This window comes from Dactylosporangium sp. CA-092794 (assembly GCF_050948465.1).
Taxonomy (GTDB): domain Bacteria; phylum Actinomycetota; class Actinomycetes; order Mycobacteriales; family Micromonosporaceae; genus Dactylosporangium.
The window spans coordinates 890094-908292 of the sequence record NZ_CP192044.1 but is presented as its reverse complement, the minus strand read 5'-3'; the positions used below and the strand labels follow the sequence as shown (position 1 = coordinate 908292).

General features: G+C 72.6%; 14 protein-coding genes. 10 read left to right on the top strand and 4 right to left on the bottom strand.

Annotated elements, in window-relative coordinates:
• Window positions 1–35 precede the first annotated feature (35 nt).
• Window positions 36–2549, bottom strand: a complete 2514-nt coding sequence (locus ACQPXD_RS03980) for a LuxR C-terminal-related transcriptional regulator (RefSeq protein WP_432834906.1) — start codon at window positions 2547–2549, stop codon at window positions 36–38.
• A gap of 229 nt (window positions 2550–2778) precedes the next feature.
• Entirely contained in the window at window positions 2779–3642 is an 864-nt protein-coding gene (locus ACQPXD_RS03975) for a formylglycine-generating enzyme family protein (protein WP_432843622.1), read from the bottom strand.
• 394 nt (window positions 3643–4036) lie between these two features.
• Between ACQPXD_RS03975 and ACQPXD_RS03970 the strand changes: the two genes are divergently transcribed.
• Window positions 4037–4597, top strand: coding sequence for a DUF7144 family membrane protein (locus ACQPXD_RS03970; protein ID WP_432834904.1), 561 nt, complete (start codon window positions 4037–4039; stop codon window positions 4595–4597).
• Window positions 4598–5123: 526 nt separating this feature from the next.
• On the opposite strand, the gene ACQPXD_RS03965 is transcribed toward ACQPXD_RS03970, so the two are convergent.
• Entirely contained in the window at window positions 5124–5765 is a 642-nt protein-coding gene (locus tag ACQPXD_RS03965) for a DivIVA domain-containing protein (RefSeq protein WP_432834903.1), read from the bottom strand.
• 306 nt (window positions 5766–6071) lie between these two features.
• Here ACQPXD_RS03965 and ACQPXD_RS03960 point away from each other — a divergent pair, with 306 nt between their 5' ends.
• From ACQPXD_RS03960 to ACQPXD_RS03920, 9 genes are all read left to right on the top strand, one after another.
• Window positions 6072–8657 (top strand): LuxR C-terminal-related transcriptional regulator, encoded by a 2586-nt coding sequence (locus ACQPXD_RS03960; protein ID WP_432834901.1) that lies wholly within the window; start codon window positions 6072–6074, stop codon window positions 8655–8657.
• Between the two features lie 20 nt (window positions 8658–8677).
• The gene (locus ACQPXD_RS03955) at window positions 8678–9157 is read left to right on the top strand and encodes a hypothetical protein (protein WP_432834899.1); all 480 of its coding nucleotides are present in this window, start codon (window positions 8678–8680) and stop codon (window positions 9155–9157) included.
• On the top strand, window positions 9154–9993 hold the full coding sequence (locus ACQPXD_RS03950) for a hypothetical protein (RefSeq protein WP_432834897.1): 840 nt from the start codon (window positions 9154–9156) through the stop codon (window positions 9991–9993). Before ACQPXD_RS03955 ends, ACQPXD_RS03950 begins: the two co-directional genes overlap by 4 nt.
• Before the next feature lie 27 nt (window positions 9994–10020).
• The gene (locus ACQPXD_RS03945) at window positions 10021–11571 is read left to right on the top strand and encodes a hypothetical protein (protein ID WP_432834895.1); all 1551 of its coding nucleotides are present in this window, start codon (window positions 10021–10023) and stop codon (window positions 11569–11571) included.
• 27 nt (window positions 11572–11598) lie between these two features.
• Window positions 11599–13338, top strand: a complete 1740-nt coding sequence (locus tag ACQPXD_RS03940) for a potassium channel family protein (RefSeq protein ID WP_432834893.1) — start codon at window positions 11599–11601, stop codon at window positions 13336–13338.
• Window positions 13339–13424: 86 nt separating this feature from the next.
• Window positions 13425–15263 carry a sensor histidine kinase gene (locus tag ACQPXD_RS03935; RefSeq protein WP_432834891.1) on the top strand — a complete coding sequence of 613 codons (1839 nt, stop codon included), beginning with the start codon at window positions 13425–13427 and terminating at the stop codon, window positions 15261–15263.
• 59 nt (window positions 15264–15322) lie between these two features.
• On the top strand, window positions 15323–15892 hold the full coding sequence (locus tag ACQPXD_RS03930) for a hypothetical protein (RefSeq protein ID WP_432834889.1): 570 nt from the start codon (window positions 15323–15325) through the stop codon (window positions 15890–15892).
• A gap of 68 nt (window positions 15893–15960) precedes the next feature.
• Window positions 15961–16386: a DUF4259 domain-containing protein gene (locus ACQPXD_RS03925; protein ID WP_432834887.1), complete on the top strand. Its 426-nt coding sequence runs from the start codon at window positions 15961–15963 to the stop codon at window positions 16384–16386.
• A 312-nt stretch (window positions 16387–16698) separates the two neighbouring features.
• Entirely contained in the window at window positions 16699–17091 is a 393-nt protein-coding gene (locus ACQPXD_RS03920) for a hypothetical protein (protein WP_432834857.1), read from the top strand.
• Between the two features lie 81 nt (window positions 17092–17172).
• Here the strand turns inward: ACQPXD_RS03920 and ACQPXD_RS03915 are convergent, their stop codons facing one another.
• Window positions 17173–18156: an amidohydrolase family protein gene (locus ACQPXD_RS03915; protein ID WP_432834885.1), complete on the bottom strand. Its 984-nt coding sequence runs from the start codon at window positions 18154–18156 to the stop codon at window positions 17173–17175.
• Window positions 18157–18199 lie beyond the last annotated feature (43 nt).

Below are 18199 nucleotides of genomic sequence, written 5' to 3'. Positions count from 1 at the left end.
GCGTGGGTCCGCGCTCCTAGGCGTACGTGCGGCAGCTACAACAGATTGAGCTCACGAGCGCGCTCAATCACCTCCCGCCGCCGTCCCACGCCCAGCTTGCGGTAGATGTTCTTCATGTGGGTCTTCACCGTGTTGACCGACACGTAGAGCATCGAGGCGATCTCGCCCGCCGAGAGGGTGCCCTGCAGGTAGCGCAGCACGGCCAGCTCCCGCTCCGTCAGCGGCTCGGCCAGCTCCCCCGCCGCCGCGGAAGGGCGGCCGAATCCGTTGAGCTCCTGCGCGATGTCCTCGGCCAAGCCACGATAGCCGCTGCCCGCGGGCAGGTAGGTGACGAGCAGCTCGCGCACCGGCTGCCCGCCGGCGACGAACGGCCAGCGGATCGTCTCGTCGTCGGCGAAGCGCAGCGCCTGCTCCAAGGCGCGGCCCGCCTTCGAGCGGTCGCCCAGCGCGCGCAGGGCGCGGGCGCTGGTGAGGTTGGCGTCGACCGTCCACACCAGCGAACCGGTGGTGTGCTCCAGGAACGGTTGTACCGCGCCCAGGGCCGCGGCCGGGCGGCGCTCGGCAAGGTGGGCCTTGGCGCGCACGACGCCGAGCCACGGCGCCAGCATCTCCACCGGTTCCAGGCTGAGCAGCCGCTTGGCCGCCTCGACGTCGCCGGCGGCCAGGCGCAGCTCGGCCTCGGCGAGGGTGACGCAGTGCTGCATGCGCGGCGTGTACCGCCAGTCGGCCAGCTGCCGCCGGATCGCCGACAGCTCCGTGCACGCGGCCCGCGCGTCGCCGGCCGCGGCGCGGATGTGCGCGCGCGTCATGGTCGCCGTAGCGACCAGCGCCGGGTCGGCCAGGCCGCCGCCGTCCAGCGCCCGGTCGAGGTAGTGCTCGGCGGCGCGGACGCGGGCCTGCAGGTAGCAGACCTCGGCGACGGTGAGCTGCGCCCACACGACGTCGCTGCCCTGCGTCTGGCCCTCGCGGTCGGCCAGGGCGAGCGTCTCCTTGCCGTAGCGCATCGCCGCAGTGAGCCGGCCCCGGGCCGCGTTGAGCTGGGCGAGCTGGCGCAGCGCGGCCAGCTGGGACTGGACTCCGCCGCAGCGGCGGGCCAGGCTCAGCGACTCTTGCAGCGCGGTCTCGGCCGCGCCGAGGTCACCCTGGATGAGCCGCGCGCCGCCGACGGCGACGAGGGCCAGCGCCCGCATGCGGGCGGCGTCCTGGTCGTCGAGGCCGGTGTCCTCACGCAGCAGGAGCGGGGCGGTGGCCAGTACCAGATCGGGCTTCTGGCTCTGATGCGCCTCGGCCATCCGGAAGCTGTCCACGATCGGGCGCAGCGCGGCCCTCGCCGAGTCCACCAGCGTGTGCTGCGAGCGGTCGACCAGGTGCAGGAACGTCTCCGTGCCCTGCGGGTCGCTCGCGTCGAGCCGCTCGGCCGCGAAGGCCAGGGCGAGCTTCGGGTCGTTGCGCACCTCCTGCGGAGGCGGCGGCACCAGCTCCTTGATGGTGCGCAACCGGGCCCCGGGCACCAGCTCCTGCCAGCTCGCGGCGAGCAGGTCCGAGGCCTGGCCCCAGTTGCGCGCGGCCAGGGCGTGACGCAGCGCGTCGGCCGCCTGGTCGTGCGCGGCGAACCAGTCCGCCGCCCGCCGGTGCAACTGGCGCACCTGCTCGGGCCGGCGGTGCCGGAGCTCGTCGTACAGCATCAGCCCGAACAGCGGGTGACAGCGGTACATCCCGGCGTTGCCGCTGCCCTGCACCACGAAGAGGTTGGAGTGCTCCAACTGCGCCAGGATGCGGGCGCCGTCCACCCGGCCGGTGAGCGCCTCGACGAGCTCGGCGCTGACCTGGTCCAGGACCGACGTGCAGAGGACGACTTCGCGGACGTCCTCCGGCAGCGTGTCGAAGACCTCGCCGACCAGGTACTCCCCCAGTGCCCGGTCCTGCAATGCGAAGCGCGGCACGAGGCTGTCCGGCTCCGGGTGGCCCTGCACCGCCAGCGCGGCCAGGCGCAGGCCGGCGGCCCAGCCCTTCATCACCGCGTGCAGCTCGACGAGCGCGGACTCGGCGAGCCGTACCCCGTGCGCGTTGAGCATCTGGGCGGTCTCGTCGAGCGTGAACCCGAGCGGTCCGGTCCGCAGCTCGCTCAGCGCGCCGCGGATCCGGAAGCGGTACAGCGTGAGCGCCGGATCGGTGCGGCACGCGATGATGAGACGCAGGCGTTCACCCGCCTGGGAAAGCAGCGTCTCCAGTTCCCCCCACACCCGCGGCACCGAGAGCTCCTGCAGGTCGTCGAGGATCAGGACCACCGGCGTGCCGGGCCCGCGCAGCAGGGTGACGAGCTGCTCGAGGGCCTCACCCGGACCCTCACCGGATTCCGCGGCCGGGTGCTCCCCGGTCGCCTGCTCCACGGCGTCGAGCACGTGCTCCCAAAAGCGTGGGCCGTGGTGCGCCTCGACCGGCAGCCATGCCAGCGGCCAGGGTGCTCGCCCGGCCGCCACCCATTCGGCCAGCAAAGTGGTCTTGCCCCACCCCGCCGGAGCGGAGATCAACGTCAAAGGCCCCGCCACGGCGCGATCCAGAGCGTCCAGCAGACGCGGTCGCGGTACGTGATAGCGGGGCGGCTCGGGCACTGCGAAGTGCAGTGCGGGACGGGTGATGGTGTCAATGAGCGTTTTCTGCCCCAACGTATTTCGCCCCCTCCCACCCACCGCAGCACGGCGGATGACCACGGGATTGTGAGGCGACATGAGGTGATGTCGCCTCACCCGTAGGGGGTGAACAAATGACGGTGCGTGGTCACCCGGCTTTCTGGGCTTGCCTCCGCACGCATCTGAAGCCGACGTGACAACTACCGTTGTCGATCGCTTCGGGCTGCCGAGCCGCAGGTCGGAAGCGGTGGTCGTAGCCGGTTGAGCACAGATACGACCCGCCTTTGAGCACCCGGCTGGCGAACACCGTGGCCGCGGGTGGAGAGTCTACCCGCGGGTTGTGCGGCATCTCGGCGTCGACCTCTCCGAAGCGCGCGTTCCCCGATCGATAGTAGTCCGACGTCCATTCCCACACGTTGCCGACCACGTCGAAGAGTCCGTAGCCGTTGGCCGCGAATGCGCCGACCGGGCTGGTTCCGTGCCCGCCCTCGCTGCGGTCGAGCCAGGGGAAAATCCCCTGCCAGATGTTGGCGCGTCCCGGCTCGGGATCCTCGCCCCACGGGTAGGGTGCTCCATCGAGGCCGCCGCGCGCGGCGAACTCCCATTCCGCCTCGGTGGGCAGGTCCTTGCCGGCCCAGGTCGCATAGGCGGCGGCGTCCTCGTAGGCGACGTGGACGACGGGGTGGGCGGAGCGCTTGCGGATGTCCGACTCCGGCCCGAAGGGGTGCCGCCAGGAGGCGCCGGGGCGCAGTTCCCACCACACGCGCCAGTCGCGCAGCGGCACCGGACCGGGCGGCTGCACGAACACCATCGACCCGGGCGGACCCTGGTCGGTCGGGCACTCGGCGACCGTCCGATAGCCGGTCTCCTGCACAAACAAGGCGTACTCCGCGTTCGTCACGGGGTGCGAGTCGATCCAGAACCCATCGACGGCGACCTTGCGAACGGGAGCTTCTTCCGGATAGAAGCCCTCGGCACCCATGGCGAAGGTGCCACCGGGGATCCAGGCCATCTCCACGAGCGCATTGTGCGGACGGTCGCGGGTGAGTAGTCCTCACCCGGCTCGGGTGAGGGGCGGGGTCCCCGCAGCGCCGGCCACCGGGGGATGGGCGGGCGGTTACCGGGGCATTCACACGGGCAGGGTGATGCCCGGTCATCCGAGACGGTCGAACGATCGCATCCAAAAGCACCGGTAACCGCATTTGCGAGGGAGGGAGGTCGCCACACGAGCTTCGCCGGATTCGGCCGCGGCGCCTCCTCTCTTGTCCGCCGCGGCCGATCGGCGAAACTGTGACCCCCCTCCCGAAATACGTCCGTCGTACAGCGGAAGGGAGACAGAGGTCATGGCTGAGACCGGTACCACCCGCAGGAGCGGCGTCTGGTCCGGATGGATCACATTCGCGGGCGTGCTGCTGGCCGTGCTCGGGGTGCTCAACATCCTCGAGGGGCTGGTGGCGCTGCTGCAACGCCAGGTCGCTTTCATCGACGGGGGCAGCCTGGTCGTGGTGAACGTGACCGGGCTGGGCGTGGTGATGATCGCTTTCGGCGCGCTACTGGTCATCTGCGGGATCGGGCTGCTGACGCGCAGCCCGGTGGCGCGTATAGCGGCCATCGTGGTCGTCTCTCTGCACGTGTTGGCACAGATCGGCTCGCTCGGGGCGTACCCGGTGTGGTCGCTGCTGATGATCGCCCTGGACGTGGTCATCCTGTACGCCCTCACCGTGCGCTGGGGCGACGTGCCGCGCGAGATCGATTACGCCCCGGCCACCGCCGGCGGCGTCCATCGGGCCGACCGGGATCTGCAACAGCGCGAGGGCGCGTTCCCGATGAACCAGCCTCCCCGCACCGCGCCGCCGGCGCACGCGGCCGCTGAGGAGCGTCCAGAGGCGACGGGGCGGCCCGAAGAGGAGTACCAGGGCCAGCGGCGCAGCGAGCAGTCCTCCGGGCCGGGAACGGGCGCGATCTGACTGACTCAGCAAAGACCGTGGCCGCCGTCGAGGCGGGGCACCGAGCTGGTGCCCCGCCTCTCTTTTGCGGAAGAACGGCAAAACGCGGAGACGCGTGTGGCGCCGGCGCGGGCCTGGGAGCGCGCCGGCGCCGAAGCGCCGTCCTGGTGGAGCAGGACAGTCTAGGAAAGGACTAGCGATGGGTGGGCGGCCTCCTCCGGATCAGCCGCCCACCCATCGGCTCCCGCCGCCCTCGCTGAAGGCCGGCCGGTGCTCAGGACGCGGGCCATGTTCACCGCTGACTCCTGGACCGTTGAGTACCCCCTGCTCAACGGTTTTCACCGAACGACCCAGCTGGGTCCGTCGCGCCGGGGACCACCGACGGCGCGACGCCCGCGGCTGGCGGGACCGGACGGACCACTGTGGACGGTGCAGCAGTCACCGTCTCAGATCCGTCCGTCGTTTGCCTTGTCACATTAGGAATCCTGTCGTGCTGCGGAGTGACCCGTCGTCACCCGGTTCGGGTGAAGCACCTGCCGGATCGACATCATGCGGACGAGAGGTTGGCCATCTCCTTCTCGGCCATCTCCACCTCGGCCAGCAGCTTGGTGTGCCCTTCGATCAGGGCGTCCAGCAGCCGCCGGGTCACTTGCACGCTGTCGGAGCCGACCGACCGCGTGGTTGCCAGCAGGTTCTCGGCCGCCTCGCGCTGGCGCTGGCGGCGGGCGTCCCACTGGGCCCGCCGGCTCGCCTCGGCGCGGGCTTCCTCCGCGCGGCGCTGCGACAGGGCCAGTTGGAAGTCCCGCATCGCATCCTCGGCGTGCTTGCGGGCATCGGAGAGCAGTGCCTCCGCGGCCGCCCGGGCATTCTCGAGGTCCTGCTGGGCCTGGGCGCGCAGGGCGCCGGCCTCCTCCTCGGCGAGCTCGATCATCCGCTGAATGCGCCCACCGACGACCTTCGAGGACTCCTCGCCACACTTGCACGACTTCAGCTCGGTGCTGAGCCGCTCCACCCGGCCGGCGAGCTGCTGCTCGCGGTAGCGGGCCGAGGCGAGCTCGGTCTCCGCCGTGGTCAGGCGCATCTGCAACGTGGCGATGTACCGGTCGACCTGGGCGCGATGATAGCCCCGCAGGCTCAGCTCGAAGCCATTCTCGGGGCGCAGCTCGATCTCGCCCACAACCGCGCTCATGCTGGCTCATCCCCCTCCCCGGCCCGTTCACGCGACGGGCGACAGCGCGAACGCTGCCGACGAGAATGGTGACCACGCTTCATCCTCTGCGGGTGAGCCTCCGGCGGCCCGCGCGGCGGTGCAATGGTGTCGATGGAACCGTTGGCACGTAAGGGAAATCGCCGTGCCCGGCACCGGCAGACCACCCAGGCAGGGTGAGGCGCCGCAGCGTATGGCGGTGCTTTGCTCGTCACGTTTGACCCGGATGAAAGACCAGTGGAAAAACCGCGACAAGCACGGCCGGGAAAGCGATTTCGGGGGGCACGGGTGTCACAAGCGTTGGTACAGCAGGATCGCCGAGGATACGCACCGCAATCGCTGGCGGTGCCGGATCTCCCGCCGGGATACGTGGTGCGGGAGCGGGTGATCGCCCAGTTGGACGCCGCGGTACGCGCGCCGCTGACGCTGGTGACGGCGCCGGCCGGCTGGGGCAAGACCGCCGCGCTCGTGGCGTGGGCGCGCAGCGTCCGCCTCGGCGAGGGCACCGAGCCACCGGTGGTGCGCTGGGTGACGGCCCACTCCGAACACGGCGCGGACGTGCCGGGCCTGCTGCTCGGCGCGCTGTCCGCGCACACCGAGAAGAGCGACGGCGACGACCTGCTGCGCGCGGTCGACGCGCTGCAGCAGCCGCACATCGTCGTGGTCGACGACGTGCGCGAGATCAGCGACGAGGCCGCCCTGGCCGAGCTGGAGTCCCTGGTACGGCACGGCATGGGCCGCCTGCGGCTCGTGCTGTCCTGCCGGCGCGACCCCTCGTTGCCGCTGTACCGCTGGCGGGTCAACGGCTCGCTGACGGAGATGCGCACGAACGACCTCTCGCTGACCATCGCCGAGACCGCGCAGCTGCTGGCCGCCCACGACGTGGTGCTGCCGAGCGCGACGCTGTACGCGCTGCACTCGATCACCGAGGGCTGGCCGGCCGGGGTCCGCCTCGCCGCGATGGCGATGCGCGGGCACCCGGAGCCGGAGCGGGTGCTCGACGACGGCGGCGCGTTCAGCACCGCGGTCGGCGACTTCCTCACCGGCGAGGTGATCGACCCGCTGCCGGCCGAGACGCGCCGGCTGCTGCTGGAGACCGCGATCGCGCCGCGGCTCAACGCGGGCCTGGTGGAGGCGATCACCGGCCGCGACGACGGCGCGCGGGTGCTCGCCGAGCTCAAGGGCTCCAACGCGTTCCTGACCCGCAACGCCGGCCCGGGCGGCTGGTACCGCTTCCACCCGCTCTTCGCCCGCACCCTGCACGCGGAGCTGCTGCGGCGCAACCCGGAGCGGGTCGCCGAGCTGCACCGGCGGGCGGCCGCCTGGCACGGCACCTACGGCATCCCGGCCGAGGCGATGCGCCACGCGCTGCTGGCCGAGGACTGGTCCGGCGCGGTGGAGACGCTCGACAAGTACTGGCCGGACATCCTCGGCGGGGTCCGCTACGACCGCCCGCACGAGGCCGCGCCGCACGCGCCGGCGTCGGAGGACGCCAGCGACCCGCGGCTGTCGCTGGCCTTCGCGGCCGAGCGGCTGCGCGTCGGCGACCTGGAGGGCACCCGCGACTTCCTGCGCCGCTGCGGCGGGGACCGCGACGCGCCGATGCACCGCGCGTTCGGCGCCGCCGAGGCGTGGCTGGCCGGCGACCCGCGCCGGACGCTCTCCGAGATGTCCGAAATATCGGCCAATAACAATCAATCTACCGACGAGGTCCGGGCCTTGACGCTGCTCGACGAGGGCGAGGCCCGGCTCCGTCTCGGCGAACTGGGCGCGGCCGGCGCCCCGCTGCACGGCGCGCTGGTGCTGGCGCAGCGGGCCGGCATGGCCCAGGCCCAGGTCTGCGCGGCCGCCCAGCTCGCGGTGCTCGAGTCACTGCGCGGCCGGCTGCGCGCCGCCGCCCGGCTGGGCCGCCAGGCCCTGGTCACCGCCGACCGGTTCGGCATCACCGACGCCACCGACCTCGGCTGGGTGCGGATGGCCCTGGCCGGCGTCTACGGCGAGTGGGACCGCATCGCGGAGGCCGACCGCCTGCTGGACGAGGGCCTGGACCTGGCCGCCGGCGACCCCGACCTGCTGGTGTCGATCGCGACCGTGCGGGCGAAGCTGCGCCACGGCTCGGGCCGGCTCGCGGCCGCGCTGGAGGTGCTGCACACCGCCCGCCGCGAGCTCGGCGGCGCGCCGCTGGCCCCGGCGGTCGAGCGGGCGCTCGCGCTGACCGAGGCGGAGCTGCGCATCAGCGGCGGCGACCTGGGCGCGGCCCGGCGGCTGGTGGCCACCGGCGGCGACTCGGACGTGTTCCCGGGCTGGGCCGCCTACGTGGACGCCTCGGCCGCGCTCATCGAGGGCAAGGCGGCGGCCGCGGCGACGACGGCGGCGCAGTTCGCCACCCCGTCGGTGGACAGCGCGCTGACCTGGACCGTGCACGCCGCCATCCTGACCAGCCTCGCCGGGCGGGCGCTCGGCGACCGCAACCGGGTGCTGCGCGGCCTGGAGGTGGCCCTGGAGATCGCCGAGGAGGAGAGCTTCCGCCGCCCGTTCCTGGTCGGCGGGCACCCGGTGCGCGACCTGCTGGCCAACTTCGCGCCGCTGCTGCCCGTGTACCACCCGCTCGCCGCGGAGCTGGCCGCCGGCTCGTCGCCGCTGGCCGGCGGCTCCCGCGGCGGCGGCGAGGGCAACCTCGTCGAGCCGCTCACCGAGCGCGAGCTCACCGTGCTGCGCTACCTGCAGGGCACCATGTCCAACCTGGAGATCGCCTCGACGCTCTACGTGTCGGTCAACACGGTGAAGACCCACGTGAAGAACATCTACCGCAAGCTGCACGCCGGCCGCCGGCGCGAGGCCGTCGAGCGAGCCCGGGAACTGCGGCTGCTGTGAGCCACGCGTCGGCGACTCTGGTGAAGGCCGTCGACGCCGGGCCGGAGCCGCGGCCCCGGCCCGGAAGGCGGCCGGGACGCCGGGCCGGCACCGCGACCGCCGCCACCCACCGTTGCCTGTGGGGCGCGCTGGCGGCCGCCGTGGCCTGGCCCGCGCTGTCCATGTGCGGCGTCACGCACGCGGAGGCCGCCGCGGTGGCGGTCGGCCTGCTGACGGTCCTGCCGTGGCTGGGGCCGCTGCTGGGCATCGCGCTGGCCGGCGTGCTCGCCGGGATGGTGCCGCAGCCCTACGCGCCGCTGTTCGGCCTGGCCGCCGCCGCGCTGGTGGCACTCGCCGCCGGGCCGGCGCACCACCTGCCCGGCTGGCTCGGCCCGCTGTCGATCCCGGCGGCCGCGGCGGCGGCCCTGCTCGGCGGGGTGGGGTGGGGCATCTACGGCGCGCTGGTCGCGCTGCTCGCCGCGAGCACCGTGGCGCACCTGCGGCAACGGCCCGCGCGATGATCGAGTATCTGCGGGGCTTCCGGGTCGGGGTGCTGCGCCGGGGCGGCAGCGGGGTGGAGCGCAGCCTGGCGGCGATCGGGGACGAGGCGCCGGCCGGCCGTGGCTCCCGCGGTACCCCCGCCGGGCCTTTCTGGCCTGCCGACAAGTGGGTCCACGCGCTCTATGCGGCGGGCCTCACCGCCGCCGCCGCGGTGGCCCTGGCGATCAACTGGCTGGCCCCGCCGGCCGTGATCCGCACCTTCCTGGCCCTGGTCGCCGCGACGATGTTCCTGCTCGTGGGGTATCTGCTGGTGCGCACGCCGACCCGGCGGGGGCAGGCGATGCGGCGGTACCTCACCGATCCCCGCGATCGCACCGACTTCGAGACCGCCGCGGCCAACGCCGACCGGATCCGGCTCACCTGGCCGGCCCTGGAGCGGATGGCCGAGCCGGCCGACCCGACGCCGACGCTGGAGCGGGCGCTGTGGGAACTCGCGCACGCCCTCGCCGAGCGCGGCGAGCTGCGCGCCGCCGACCGCGACCTGCGCGCCTCGGTCGGCGAGCCGATCGGCGCCGGCAGCCTGTTCAGCGCGGTCACCGACCGGCAGGCGGAGATCGCCCGCCGGCTCACCGAGGTCGACGCGGAGGTGCGCCGCCGGTCCGCGCAGCTGCGCCGGCTGGCCGTGCTCTGCCAGGACTTCCTCGAGTACCGCTCCGCGCAGACCCGGGCCCGGCTGCGGGTCACCACCGCCGACGCGCTGCTGGGCTCGCTGCGCTCCCGGCCGGAGCCGGACCTGGTCGAGCGGACGGAGGTGGTACTGGCCGCATATCGCGAGCTCGCCGACGATTACGAGTGATCGGAGGAGATCAGCTACCCTGCCCCAGTGCGGCAACGGGTGATGATCGGCATCGGGTGCGCGCTGGCGGCCGTCGGGCTGTTCCTGGCGTACCTGCGGATGGCCCGGGCCGTCCCGGTCAACGCCGACGGGGCCAGCAACGCGCTGCAGGCCTGGGACATCTTCCACGGCAACCCGCTGCTGCGCGGCTGGGCACTCTCCGACGTGTCGTTCTACCCGACCGAGCTGATCCAGTACGGCATGGTCCAGTGGGTCACCGGCATCACCGCGGACCAGATCCACATCACGGCGGCGATCACCTACACGATGATCGTGTTCCTGGCGGCGGTCCTGGCCAAGGGGCGGGCCACCGGCCTCGAGGCGTGGCTGCGCGTCGGCGTGGCGGTCACGATCCTGCTGCTGCCCGCGCCCGGCATCGGCTACGTGACCCTGCTGTCCAACCCCAACCACACCGGCTCGGCGGTGCCGCTGCTGCTCGCCTGGCTCACGGTCGACCGCCTGCGGCACCGGGTCTGGGCCCCGATCCTGGTCGCGGTCCTGCTCGGCTGGGGCGCCATGGGCGACGTGCTGGTCACCTTCGTCGGGGCCGTGCCGCTCATCGCCGTCTGCGCCTACCGGGCCGTGCGCTCGCGCGGACCGGAGCTGCGCCACGAGCTGGCGCTGGCCCTGGCCGGCGTCGTCTCGGTGGCCATTTCCCGCGGCTCCCGCCTGCTGCTGGACCGGCTCGGGGCATACCAGTTCCCGCACCCGCCGGTCGAGCTGTCGAAGGTGTCGGACTGGCCGGATCGGGCATACACGACCGCGCACATGGCCGGCATCATCTTCGGCGCGCACAGCCCGGGCTGGCAGCCGCCGGTCGTCGAGCAGGGCCTGGCGGTGCTGCACGTGATCGGGGCCCTCGTCGCGGTGGCCGCGTTCGTCGTCACGCTGGTCCGGGCGGTGCGCGGCACCGCCGACCGGGTGGACACGATCCTGATCGCCGCGATCGCCGCCGACCTGGGCGCGGAGGTGGTCTCCACGCTCTCCAGCGACCTCTACGCGGCCCGCGAGATCTCCCCGGTGCTGCCGATGAGCGCGGTCCTCGCCGCCCGCCTGGCCGGCCCGTGGCTCGCCGCGGGCGGGGCGCGCCGGCTGCGGCGGATCGGGCGGGGCGTGCTGGCCGGGGTGCTCGCGATCTTCGTCGTGGGGCTGGTCGCCTACACGCCGCCGCGGGCACCGGCGGCCGAGGCGCAGGAGGTCGCCGACTTCCTCCGCGCGCGCAACCTGTCCTACGGGCTGGGCACCTACTGGGTGTCGAACAACATCACGGTCACCACCGGGCGGCGGGTCACCGTGGTCCCGGTCGCCGGCAACGGCCAGGGGCTGGGCCCCTACTGCTGGCAGGCGGAGCGGAGCATGTACGACGCGAAGGCCCACGACGCCCGGTTCGTCGTGTTCGAGAAGAAGCGGACGATCTACGGCAGCCCGGAGCAGGCCGTCCACGTGTGGGGCCAGCCGGTGGAGCGCCAGGACGTCGGCGACTTCGCGATCCTGGTGTACAACGTCAACCTTCTCGACGGCTTCCCCCCACTCTGTTAGTGGCGCGCCGTCGATACGATCGCCACCGTGCGCAAGTTCGTCGTCTGGGGTGACAACGCGCTCGCCCGCCGGCTGGTCGGCGAGCTGATCAACACCTACTCCGCCCAGGTGACGGTCATTCTGCCCGACCTGACCGCCAACCAGGCTCCGGAGATCGCCGACATCCGCGCCGACGACGACCCGGCCATCGGGCCCGTGGTGATCGCGGCGCGCAAGCTGACCAGGGCCGTCTTCGAGGCGGCCGACCTGACCGACGCCGAGGCGATCGCGTTCGTCGACACCGACGACGTGGCCAACGTCGACGCCGCGCTCATCGCCCGCGAGGTCGACCCGACGATCCGGGTCGTGCTGCGGATGTTCAACACCGTGCTCGGCGCGGGCGTGGTGGAGCGGCTGTCCAACTGCGCGGTGCTGTCGGCGTCGGAGATCGCCGCGCCCGCCTTCGTCGCCGCCGCGCTCGGCGACACCAACCCGCGCCCGATCCGGCTCTCCGACGGCCAGCAGTTGCTGGCCGTCGACCGGTCGCAGGCCAACCCGGGCGACATCCGCTGCGGGCTGTCGATCACCGCCGAGGGGATCAGCCTGCCCGCCGACGAGGACGCCGCGGACCTGGTGCTGACCAGCGTCTACGGGCAGCGCGTGGTGGAGCGCCGCCGCCCCCGCCGGCATCCGCTGCGCGCGTCGCGGCTGCTGCTGGGCGGCGGTCTCCGCCGCATCCTGGGCACCGCCGTCGCCGTGCTGGCCCTGGGTACCGTCGCGGTGGCGGCGGCGCGGCACGTCGGGGCCTGGAAGGCGATGTACCTCGCCGTCCTCACCGCCCTCGGCGGCGCCAACCCGGAGGTCGGCGACCCGGTCGTGGCCCAGGCCGTCGACCTGGTGCTGGTGGTGGCCGGCGTGGCGCTCATCCCGGCGCTCACCGCGGCCGTCGTCGGCATCGTGGTCAAGGCCCGGCTGGCGATCGCCGCCGGCGGGCTCACCGAGCCGGTCGCCGGCCACGTCGTGGTGGTCGGGCTGGGCAACGTCGGCACCCGGGTGGTGCGCGAGCTGCACGACCTGGGCATCGAGGTGGTCGCCGTCGACCGCGACGAGGGGGCCCGCGGCGTGCAGGTCTCCCGCGACCTCGGCCTGCCGGTCATCATCGGCAACGTCACCAACCCGGACACGCTGCTGGCCGCCTCGGTGGCCACCGCGCGCTGCCTGGTGCTGGTCACCACCGCCGACGTGACCAACCTGGAGGCCGCGCTGCTGGGCCGCGACCTGGCCCGCCGCGCCGACCCGGACGCCAAGCTGCGGGTCGTGCTGCGGCTGTTCGAGGAGGACTTCGCGCGGCGGATCAAGACGGCGTTCGACATGGACCTGTCCCGCAGCGTGTCGTACCTCGCCGCGCCCGCCTTCGCCGCCTCGATGGTCGGCAGCGAGGTCATCGACACGATCCCGGTCGGCCGCCGGGTGCTGCTCGTCGCCGAGGTGCCGGTCGGGGCCGGCTCACAGCTGGAGGGCCACTACTTCCGCGAGGTCAGCGAGCCCGGCCTGGTCCGCCTGGTCGCGGTGCAGACCGGCCGGGCCGGGCGCGGCGTGGGCGTGCAGACCTTCTGGGCGCCCGAGCAGAACCGCTGGCGGACCCTGGACCGCACGCACACGATGGTCGTGGTGGCGACCCGGGCGGGCCTGGTGGCGCTGCTGGAGCGGGCCGCGGGCGTGGAGAACCCCCCGCCGTTCCACCCGCCGTCGGCGCCGCCGCTGCTCACTCCTCAACCGCGCGGCTAGTTGGCGATCTTCGTGATGGCCGGTCGAGCGCGGCCGTCCGCAGCAAGCGTGCGACGTGACCGGAATATCGGACTAAAATGGCCCAAGTGCCTGTCGGTTCGCTGTCACGGCTGGTGCGACCGACACCCCCGCCCCTCAGTCTGGGGATCGCGGTCGCCTCCTTGCTGATCGTGGTGGAGACCCTCCTGGTCTATCCACTCCGGGCGGTCATGGCACCGTTCTTCCCGGGCTTGGTCTACATCGTCATCTACATCGCCGGCGTGCTGGTGACCTCGGTGGTGTGGGGAATGCGGCTGGGGATGGCCACCGCGGCGGCCAGCATGGTGGCGTTCGTCTTTTTTCACCTCCCGCCCGTCAACAGGTTCGCCGTCCCCGACATACGGCAGATCGTCGGGCTGGCGGTCCTGCTCATCGTCGCGGTGGCCACGAGCGCGGTGGCGGACCTGTCCCGGCTGCGCACCGTCCAGGCCGAGGAGTCCGATCTCACCGCCGAACTGGCCCGGCTGCTGCTGCACGCGGACGACCTGCCCGCGGTGCTGCCCGCGGTCGCACAGCGGATCGCACGATCCGTCGAACTGCCGTACGCGGCGATCCACCTCGCCGCCGTCCCCAGCGATGACCGGCACGCAGCGTTCCCGCTGCGGGCCGGTCACACCCCGCTCGGGACCCTGGTGGCGCCGGTCGACGTGTCCGAACGCACGATGCGGCGGCTGCGGGAGCGCATCGTGCCGTCGTTGGCGTCGCTGCTGCACGCCGGCTGCGAACGTGCCGCCGTGCTGGACTCGCTGGACGCGAGCCGGGAGCGCCTGCGCCGGCTCGCCGCCGAACAAGCCGCGGTGGGGCGGGTGGCGAAGCTCGTGGCGTCTGGTGGCCGTCCGCCCGAGGTCTTCGACGCCATCACGACAGAGCTGCACGGGTTACTCGGCGAGCACAGCACGTGGCTGTATCGCTACGAACCTGACCGCACGGCCAGCCTCGTCTCGACCAGCCTGTCCGACCTGCGCGCGGAACAGATGCGCTGGCCGGTCGGGGGCGACACCGTCACGGCGCTGGTACGCCGGACCGGCCGCCCCGCCCGGATAGACAGCTACGACGCCGCCGCCGGCCCGGCCGCCGCACTCGCTCGTGAGCTGGGCGTCCACTCCGGGGTCGGGGCGCCGATCGTGGTCGACGGGCGGCTGTGGGGTGTGGCGGCCGTGGTGTCTGCCCGGCCCGAGCCGCTGCCGCCCCACACCGAGGCCCGCGTCGCGGCCTTCGTGGGCCTCGCCGCCACCGCCATCGTCAACGCCGACAGCCAGGCCAAGCTCGCCGCGTCCCGGTCCCGGCTCGTCGCCGCCACGGACCAGGCTCGCCAGAACATCGAACGCAACCTGCACGACAGCGCATTGCAGCATCTCCTCGCCGTCGCGATACAGCTCGGTGCCACGCGGGCCGGCCTGCCGCCGGAACTGGAGCCGACCAAGGCGGAACTGTCGCGCGCCCTGTGCGACCTGAACAACGCCGTGGACAGCCTGCGGGAGATCGCGCAAGGCATCCATCCGGCATTGCTTGCCGCGGGCGGCCTGCCACCCGCGCTCAAAGCACTCGCCCGCAGATCGCCGGTACCGGTCGACCTCGACCTCCACACCTGCCCGCGCATGCCCCCGGTGGTCGAGGTAGCCGCCTACCACGTCGTGTCCGAAGCACTGACCAACGCGGCCAGGCACGCCCACGCCACGGTCGCCCACGTGCAGGCGGCAACCCGGGACGACACCCTGCACCTGTCGGTCCGCGACGACGGCGCCGGCGGCGCCGACCCAAACCGCGGAACCGGCCTCACCAGCCTCCAGGACCGCGTCGAGGCACTCGGCGGACACCTCACCATCACCAGCCCCACCGGCGGCGGCACCCTGCTGTCGGCCACCATCCCGTGCACCCCCGCGTAGCGGCCGTAGGGGACCGACGGCGACCTACGCCGACCGGCCGATACGGTAGGGTGCCGGGCGTGCCGAGCCGTCTTTTGATCACCCTGAATGCCCGACTCCGCCCGCTGGACCGCGGCGAGCAGTACGAGGACCCGCTGCAGGACGCCCTGGACACCCACGCCCCCGGCTGCAAGGTCACCGGCGGCGGCACCATGCTGACCGCCGAGCACGAGCCGAGCTCCAGCGACATCGACCTCGACCTGGAGGGCGACCCGAGCGCGGTGCTGGCCCTGGTCATCGCCGCCCTGGAGGCGCAGGGGGCGCCGAAGGGCTCGCGGGCCCGGCTGGACGAGCGGCCACCGGTCGAGTTCGGCGTGACGGAGGGCCTGGCGTTGTACCTCAACGGCACCGACCTGCCGGACGAGGTCTACACCGCCGCGGACCCGAACGATCTCGTCACGGACCTGCTGGACGCCCTCGGCGAGGAGGGCGAGATGCAGTCGTACTGGGAGGGCCCGACCGAAACGGCCCTGTATCTCTACGGCCCGTCGGCGGAGCGGATGCGGACCCTGATCGCCCCGATCCTGGCCGACGCCCCGCTGGCCCAGCTGTCCCGCGTCGTCCCCCTGCCCCTGACCCTGCCGAACTGACCCACCCGCCACAAGCGGCCGGCCCCCACGGCGGCCGGCCGCCGTGGGTGGTGCGGGAGGTGTGAGCCATGGGCTTCTGGGACTCCGGTCCGTTCGGCAACGACGACGCCGCGGATTTCGCCGACGAGCTGGACGAAGCGACGGCGCAGGGACGCATCGCGATGATCGGCGCCGTGCTGGAACGCATTGCTACCACCGGTATCACCGAAGACCTCGACGGTGGTGACGCGCCCCGCGCCGTGGCAGCGGCCGCGCTGGTCGCAGCCCAGTGTCCCGCTGGCGCGCCGGTACGCTCCACCTACGGTCCAGCCATGCCAATGCCGCGGTTCCCGGGCTACCTCAGGCAACTGGCCGTCGACGCCCTGGACCGCTTGGTGACGGCACCGTCCTGGCTCGCCGACGGCTGGAGGGACGACCCGGTGTGGCGTGCCACCATCAGCGAACTTCGCAACGTCCTCGACCCACCGCAGACCGAAACGCTCTTCGAGCTGTAGCGGGGCCGTCGTGCCGGACAAAACCCTCCGCGATCATGCTGCCGCCACCGTCCGGGTCACGCGTTTTCCGTGATCGCGGAAGATTTATGTACCTATACGTACCATATGTCTCCGCGATCATGGAAAAGCGGTGGTGTCGACGGACGTCGTGCGTGATCGCGGAGAGAAATGGCGTCACCGCCTCGGTTTGGGCGGGTGGTCGGGGGCCGAAACGTGGTTGGTGCGGTGGCACGTTTCCGGGATTCGGGTGGATCTCGGGGTCCGTAGTGTCGTTGTCATCAGCGGAACGCAAGAGGTCAGGGAGATAGAGCGATGAGTGACGTCGACTACGGGCAGTTCGAGTCGGGGCATGAGGCGGAGGGTCTGGACCAGCTGCACCAGGACCACGGCTCGGAGGCGGACTACAACAACCAGTTCGGGGTGTACGAGCAGGATCACCACGCGGCGGAGTCGACGGATTTCTCGCAGGGTCACCACGTGGAGTATGACCAGCCGGCGGCGGTGCACTACGAGTCGGATGACTACACCAACTACAGCCACAACGCCGAGGTCGACGATCACGTGTTCGCGGCGGAGGGGTCGGAGAACTCGCACGTGGCGGAGTTCGACAACCTCGACGCGTTGCAGTCGCGGTTCGAGGGTGACTTCACCTCTGGCACGGTGTTCCACGGTGGCGAGGCCCAGCTCGGCGTCGCCTCCAACTAACCACCCCAGCTGACAGCCCCGGCTGACAAGCATTCGAGCGGCCGGCACCCCAGGACGGGGGCCGGCCGCTCGGCGTTGGCGTCAGGCCAGGTGGAACAGGGCTTCCGCGTTGCCGGCGGCGATCCTGGAGCGGTCCGCAGGGTCGGGGATGGCGTCGAAGAACTGCCCGACCGCCGCCGCGTCGGGGCGGTGGAACGGGTAGTCGGTCGAGAACAGCACCCGGTCGGCGGCGGTGAAGTCGAGGGTGTGGCGCAGCAGGCGCTCCTGCAGCATCCCGCTGCTGGTGATGTGCATGTTGGTCCTGATGTAGTCCGAGACCCGGCGTTCGAGGTGCTTCGCGATGCCGGAGAGGCTGTCGGCCCGGTCCATCCAGAACAACAGCATCTCGCCCCAGTGGCCGAGCACCAGCTGAAGGTCGGGGTGGCGGTCGAAGGTGCCCCGCAGGATCAGCCGCAGCGCGGACAGGCCCGCGTCCAGGTGCCAGCCCCAGCCGAACGTCGCCAGGCCGAGGTCGACCAGCGGATCGAGGCCCCGGTAAGCGGCATCGCGCAGCTCGTTCGACGGGATCTGCGGGTGAATGAAGATGGGCAGGCGCAAGCGGGCCGCGGTGGCGAGCAGGTCGTCGTAGGCGGGGTCGTCCAGCGGGCGGGCGCCGGTGCGTCCGTGCAGCATGGCGCCGACGTGACCCAGCCGCGTGGCGCATCGCTCGAGCTCCGCGGCGGCGGACTGCGGGTCGCCGGTCGGCAGGGTCGCGAAGGCGCGCAAGCGCGCCGGGTGCGCGCGGACGGCGTCGGTGGCCTCGTCGTTCGCGTCCCGGGCCAGCGCGACGGCCTCCCGGGCCGGGAGGGCCTGGGTGGCCGGGGTGACGACGGACAGGATCGAGACGTCGATCCCGGCGGCGTCCATCGCCTCGATCCGGCCCTGGCCGATGTCCTCGAGCCGGGCCTGGTTGTCGCCCATGGTGTTGAAGGCGACGCTTTCGTCACGGGCCTCGTCCGGCAGGCGGTCGAGCGCGTCCCGGATGCTGACGCTGTTCCAGTGTTCTTCGATCGCGATGATCTTCACGCTGTTGTCCGCTCCTCGCTCATCGCTTGTTGAGCCAACCATA